This window comes from Erwinia sp., assembly GCF_031978025.1.
GTDB lineage: Bacteria > Pseudomonadota > Gammaproteobacteria > Enterobacterales > Enterobacteriaceae > Erwinia.
The window spans coordinates 1-4,975 of sequence record NZ_DALZCD010000238.1; the positions used below are offsets into that span (position 1 = coordinate 1).

Here is a 4,975-nt window from a genome sequence, read left to right on the forward strand (position 1 = left end):
GTTAATGGTGATCATGGCCTTGGTCAAAATAAAATAGCCCACGGCGCCCGCCAGCGCGGCTGCACCAGCATTATCTTTAGACCACGTGGAAGCCACCCCGATAGCAAAGATTAAGGCCAGATTGTCAAATATCGCTCCGCCTGCCTGCGCGATAAACGGCATATTTAATAAATCGGGCTGCCCAAAGCGCAGCATCAGCGCCGCTACAGGTAAAACGGCTATCGGCAGCTGTAATGAGCGCCCGAGCCTTTGAAAGAACCCTAAAATATTCACTATTCCCCCTATGTGAGCCGCCTGGCGCCCGTTATGCAGTTTTTATTAAGCTGACTGCTTTGAATGACACGATAAATTATTCGATGCAGTGTAGAGAAAATTTAATTCGCTGCGCAAATTAAAACCGTGACATTTGTGATAATTATCACCAAAACCGCTATTTAAATCCCGTTTTTGCTGGCGAACCCCACCAACTTATTTTATGATGAAAAAAATGATCCTTACGCTGTTTCGCACCTGCCACGATTTATGCAGATTCCGTCTCCCCTTGTGAAAACAGTGTAAAATCTTTGCTTAAATTGCTTACAACGAGGTAAAAAAATGAGACTGATCCCCCTTGCGACGCCAAACCAGGTTGGTAAATGGGCCGCTCGTCATATTGTAAACCGTATTAACGCGTTTCAACCTACTGCCGATCGCCCATTTGTGCTGGGGCTACCAACAGGCGGTACGCCGCTGGAAGCCTATCGGCATCTTATTGAGATGCATAAAGCGGGCCAGGTGAGCTTTAAACATGTCGTCACGTTCAATATGGACGAATATGTTGGCCTGCCGAAAGAACATCCCGAAAGCTATCACAGCTTTATGTATCGTAACTTTTTCGATCATGTTGATATTGAAAGCGAAAATATCAATCTTCTTAATGGCAACGCGCCTGATATTGACGCAGAATGTCGCCAGTATGAAGAGAAAATCCGCGCTTACGGTAAAATCCACCTGTTTATGGGCGGCGTAGGTAACGACGGCCATATTGCGTTTAACGAACCCGCCTCGTCGCTGGCTTCCCGTACCCGCATTAAGACGCTGACGCACGATACCCGCCTGGCGAATTCCCGCTTTTTTGATGGCGACGTTAGTCAGGTGCCGAAATATGCGCTGACCGTCGGCGTGGGGACGCTGCTCGATGCGGAAGAAGTGATGATTCTGGTGACGGGCCATCTTAAAGCGCAGGCGCTTCAGGCTGCCGTTGAAGGCAACGTTAATCATATGTGGACGATCAGCTGCCTACAGCTACACGCCAAATCAATCGTGGTTTGTGACGAACCTGCAACGATGGAACTGAAAGTGAAAACGGTCAAATATTTCCGCGAAATGGAAGCGGAAAACATGGAAAATCTGTAACCCACCTGCACAAGGCTATCGGCGCTGGCCGGGAGAAAATTATGTATGCTTTAACCCATGGCCGTATTTTTACCGGCTACGAAGTATTGGATAATCATGCTGTTGTCATCGCTGACGGGCTGATTGACCGCGTTTGCAGGCTGGACGAACTGCCTGCGGATATTACCCGGCGCGACGTGAAAGGCGCGCTGATTGCTCCCGGCTTTATCGATTTGCAGCTTAACGGCTGCGGTGGCGTACAGTTTAATGATGATATCGCCGCCATCAGCGTTGAAACGCTGGCTATTATGCAGAAAGCGAATGAAAGATCGGGCTGTACCAGCTTCCTGCCGACGCTTATCACCAGCAGCGACGAGCTGATGAAACGCGCGGTAGAAGTGATGCGAATTTACCTTAAGCAGCACGCTAACCAGGCGCTTGGCCTGCATCTGGAAGGCCCCTGGTTGAACCCGCTTAAAAAAGGCACGCATAATCCGGCCCTGATCCGGCGGCCGGAAAAAGCGCTGGTCGAGTTTCTTTGCAAAAACAGCGATGTTATCGCCAAAATTACGCTGGCACCGGAACAGGTTGACGCGGCCGTGATCCGCCAGCTGCGCCAGGCCGGTATCGTGATCTCCGCAGGGCATTCTTACGCTACCAGCGAAGAGGCGCGTCAGGGCATTGCTGCCGGCATCAGTTTTGCCACCCACCTCTATAATGCTATGCCGCCGCTAACCGGTCGTGAACCGGGCCTGATAGGGACGCTTTTTGATTCTCCTGAAGTCTATTGCGGCATCATCGCGGATGGTTTACACGTCGACTACGTTAATATTCGTAATGCAAAACGCCTTAAAGGCGACAAGCTCATTCTGGTGACAGACGCCACGGCACCCGCGGGCGCGAAGATTGACCAGTTCATTTTTGCAGGAAAAACAATATACTATCGGGATGGACTCTGCGTTGACGAAAACGGCACGCTCAGCGGCTCTGCTCTGACCATGATTGAAGCTGTAGCGAACAGCGTCGAACATGTCGGCATTGCACTGGATGAGGCGATCAGAATGGCAACGTTGTATCCAGCCCGCGCGATGGGCGTGGCAAATAAGTTAGGTTCTGTTGAAGCCGGAAAAGTAGCAAACCTGACGATATTTACCCGCGACTATCAAATAATCCAGACTGTCGTTAATGGTGACGAAGTCTTAAGCGAGTAGAAACTGAATGACCACTGGCGGCCAGGCTCAAATAGGAAATGTCGATCTTGTTAAGCAACTTAATAGTGCGGCCGTTTATCGGCTCATCGATCGTCAAGGCCCGATATCGCGTATTCAGATTGCCGAACACAGCCAGCTAGCGCCCGCCAGCGTGACAAAAATTACTCGCCAAATGATAGAGCGCGGCCTGATTAAAGAAGTGGATCAGCAGGCCTCTACCGGCGGACGCCGCGCCATCTCTATCGTCACCGAAACGCGCGGCTTTAATACTATCGGCATTCGTCTGGGCCGCAATGACGCCACGCTTACCCTTTTCGACCTTAGTGGAAAAGTGCTGGCGCAGGAAGATTATGCCCTGCCCGAACGTACGCAGGAAACGCTTGAGCATGCGCTTTTCAACGCTATTGCCAGCTTCTGCGAACAGTATCAGCGCAAGCTGCGGGAACTGATCGCTATCGCTGTTATCCTGCCGGGCCTGGTCGATCCTGATAACGGAGTTATCCGTTATATGCCGCATATTGCGGTTCAACACTGGCCGCTGGTCGCTAACCTGCAAAAGCGCTTTAATGTTACCAGCTTTGTGGGTCACGATATCCGCAGCCTGGCACTTGCCGAGCACTATTTTGGTGCGTCTCGCGACTGTGCTGACTCGATTCTGGTGCGAGTGCATCGGGGAACGGGCGCGGGCATCATCACCAACGGTCATATCTTTTTAGGCAGCAAAGGCAACGTGGGCGAACTGGGGCATATTCAGGTCGACCCTTTAGGCGAACGCTGCCACTGCGGCAATTTCGGCTGCCTGGAAACGCTGGCAGCCAACAGCGCCATAGAAAACCGTGTCCGTCATCTGCTGAATCAAGGTTATCCGAGTACGCTGACGCTGGATGACTGCCTGATGCCGAAAATTTGTAAGGCAGCCAATCGTGGAGACGCGCTGGCGACCGAGGTGCTGGAATCCGTAGGCCGCCATCTGGGCAAGGCGATCGCTATCGCCATCAATCTGTTTAACCCGCAAAAAATAGTGATTGCAGGTGAGATTACTGAAGCCGAGAAAATTCTGCTTCCCGCTATCGAAGGCTGTATCAACACTCAGGCGCTGAAAGCTTTCCGCCAAAATTTACCGGTGGTGCGTTCTGAGCTCGATCATCGTTCTGCAATCGGCGCCTTCGCACTGGCGAAGCGTGCCATGCTTAACGGCATCCTGTTACAACATTTAATGGAAAGTTGATGAGCGCTTTAACCCTGAACGACAGCGAAAACATGGCTATCAAGAACGTCATCTGCGATATCGACGGCGTTTTGATGCACGATAACACCGCCGTACCCGGCGCCAACGAATTTCTGCAGCGTATTCTGGCCAAAGGGATGCCGTTGGTAGTGCTGACTAATTACCCTTCGCAAACTGCACTGGATCTCGCTAACCGCTTCTCTTCTGCGGGTATCGATCTGCCAGAAAGCGTGTTTTATACCTCTGCAATGGCTACCGCTGATTTCTTACGTCGTCAGGAAGGCAAAAAAGCCTATGTGGTAGGCGAAGGCGCGCTGGTGCATGAACTCTATAAAGCCGGTTTTACCATTACCGACATCAATCCTGACTTCGTGATTGTGGGCGAAACGCGCTCGTTTAACTGGGATATGATGCATAAGGCCGCTTATTTCGTGGCGAACGGTGCTCGTTTTATCGCAACCAATCCCGACACCCATGCCCGTGGCTTTGTGCCTGCCTGTGGCGCACTGTGCGCAGGTATTGAAAAGATTTCCGGTCGAACGCCTTTTTACGTGGGCAAACCCAGCCCGTGGATTATGCGGGCAGCGCTGAATAAGATGCAGGCGCACTCGGAAGAGACGGTTATCGTCGGTGATAATTTGCGCACCGACATCCTGGCCGGTTTTCAGGCCGGTCTGGAAACAATCCTGGTGCTGTCCGGCGTCTCAACGCTAAGCGATATTGACGCCATGCCTTTCCGGCCCAGCTGGGTATTCCCTTCGGTCGCGGATATCGACATCCTCTGACCAGTAAGCCCGACCCGCGCGTCGGGCTTTTTTATCGGCACACCCTGTGCAATTTTCAAACAAAAATGCGCTTTCATTATCGATTCGATAAAAATAACCCTTTAAAATTACATAATCGATAAACTTATGGCTGAGACGGCAGGCTATTTATCAGTAAAACGCTAAAACGCTTGCGTACGCTCGCAATCTGGCGCATTTTCTTATCTATCGGGCGAAGAAGTCGCCGTTAAATACGCATTTTTTCATCACCATTACCGTTGCGGTTTGTCGTTAGGGAGTTAGCTATGTGTTCTATTTTTGGCGTGTTGGATCTCAAAAGCGATCCGGTTGAACTGCGTAAGAAAGCGCTGGAGCTTTCTCGTCTTATGCGCCATCGC

6 protein-coding genes are annotated in these 4,975 nt (G+C 51.2%); 5 read left to right on the forward strand and 1 reads right to left on the reverse strand.

Features of this window, described 5'->3' with window-relative positions; translation table 11 throughout:
* The coding region (locus RTK32_RS16820) for a PTS transporter subunit EIIC (RefSeq protein WP_312045983.1) at window positions 1–273 on the reverse strand (273 nt) is incomplete at its 3' end.
* Window positions 274–594: 321 nt separating this feature from the next.
* On the opposite strand from RTK32_RS16820, the gene nagB reads away from it, so the two are divergent.
* The 5 genes from nagB to RTK32_RS16845 all read left to right on the forward strand — a co-directional run.
* A complete protein-coding gene (gene nagB, locus RTK32_RS16825; RefSeq protein WP_312045984.1) occupies window positions 595–1,395 on the forward strand; it encodes a glucosamine-6-phosphate deaminase in 801 nt (266 codons plus the stop codon).
* 41 nt (window positions 1,396–1,436) lie between these two features.
* Window positions 1,437–2,585: an N-acetylglucosamine-6-phosphate deacetylase gene (gene nagA, locus RTK32_RS16830; protein ID WP_312045986.1), complete on the forward strand. Its 1,149-nt coding sequence runs from the start codon at window positions 1,437–1,439 to the stop codon at window positions 2,583–2,585.
* A 7-nt stretch (window positions 2,586–2,592) separates the two neighbouring features.
* Entirely contained in the window at window positions 2,593–3,813 is a 1,221-nt protein-coding gene (locus RTK32_RS16835) for an N-acetylglucosamine repressor (RefSeq protein ID WP_312045988.1), read from the forward strand.
* A gap of 32 nt (window positions 3,814–3,845) precedes the next feature.
* Entirely contained in the window at window positions 3,846–4,598 is a 753-nt protein-coding gene (locus tag RTK32_RS16840; RefSeq protein ID WP_312045992.1) for an HAD-IIA family hydrolase, read from the forward strand.
* A 284-nt stretch (window positions 4,599–4,882) separates the two neighbouring features.
* The coding region (locus RTK32_RS16845) for a hypothetical protein (protein WP_312045994.1) at window positions 4,883–4,975 on the forward strand (93 nt) is incomplete at its 3' end.